The organism is Mesorhizobium sp. M0239 (assembly GCF_040321815.1).
Taxonomy (GTDB): domain Bacteria; phylum Pseudomonadota; class Alphaproteobacteria; order Rhizobiales; family Rhizobiaceae; genus Mesorhizobium.
This window is the reverse complement of sequence record NZ_JAMYSG010000099.1, coordinates 1-1,209: the sequence shown is the minus strand read 5'-3', so window position 1 is coordinate 1,209 and position 1,209 is coordinate 1. Positions and strand designations below refer to the sequence as shown.

Here is a 1,209-nt window from a genome sequence, read left to right as displayed (position 1 = left end):
GTCAGGAGAGCGAGGCGTCTCAATCTGTTGAACGACCTTGGGAGACTTCGCCCAGGATCGTGCCTGCTAACGAGATCGCCTTGCCCATCGTCCCCACGGGAACGATCCAGATCACCCTCGCGGGCGAACCACTGTTTGTGTTCGTTTTTGTTCCTTGCGCTATTTCATGCCGATCCGGCGGCTTCCTTTCCAAAGCGGAATTCGGTTGCGTCGGCCCACATGCGGTGCAGGATGACGGCCAGCTTGCGGGCCACCGCCACCCGCGCCCGCGCCATGCCGCGGCGTCTGGCGATGTTCATGCCCCAGGCGCGCAAGCTCGACCACTTTTTGGAACGCACAAGCAGTGAATGGGCTGCCTCGTAGAGTGCTGTGCGGGCGAGCTCGTCGCCACAGCGGCTGACCTTGCCCTGGATGTCGGTCTCACCGGATTGGTATCGCGCTGGCGTCAGCCCCAGATGCGCTCCCACCGCCCGCGAGGAGCCGAACCGCTCCGGCCGGTCGATCGTGGCGCGGAAGGCGAGCGCCGTAATCGGACCAACGCCTGGCGCGCTCATCAGCCGCCGGCAGACCTCCTCCTTGCGGACGATGTCGAGAACCTTCTTGGTCAGCCGGGCGAACTCCTTGAGCATGGTGCCGAGGATCGTAAGCAGCGGCTCGACCATCGCCATCACCTCGGCACTGGCCAGTTCGCGCACGCGATCAGCAAAGGCGGTGCGCGATGGCGTACCGAGCTTGACGCCGGCCTCTCGCAGCATGGCGCGCACGACATTCTCGATGCTGCGCATCTCGTTCAGCACCGTCCGGCGGGCAACCAGCAGCGCACGCCACAGCCGGCATTGCCGGCTCTTGACATGCACCTGCCGATACCAGCCCGTGCGCATGATCTGCGCAAGCGCGCGGGCGTCGTTGCGATCGGTCTTGTTCGGCATCGTCTTCATGGCCGCATTGGCTTGGCGCGTCTCGATGCAGATCGCAGGCAGACCTTCGGCGCACAATCCATCGTGAAGCCAGGCCGTCAGCGAGCACGCTTCAAGCCCGATGCGCTCCAGCGGCAGATCGAGCTTCCGCAACGCATCGGACAAGGCCTGTGGTTCGCTCGCCGCTCGTGTTTCCTTCACGATCTGACTGCTCTCATCGACGACGCAAATCGCGGTCTCTTCCAAAGATACGTCTAATCCAGCAAAATACTTCACGGCTGCTCCTTCCCGA

1 protein-coding gene is annotated in these 1,209 nt (G+C 63.6%); it reads right to left on the bottom strand.

What is annotated here, in order from left to right:
- Positions 1-164 precede the first annotated feature (164 nt).
- A complete protein-coding gene (locus NKI99_RS33750; protein ID WP_352532767.1) occupies positions 165-1,193 on the bottom strand; it encodes an IS110 family RNA-guided transposase in 1,029 nt (342 codons plus the stop codon).
- Positions 1,194-1,209: the final 16 nt, after the last annotated feature.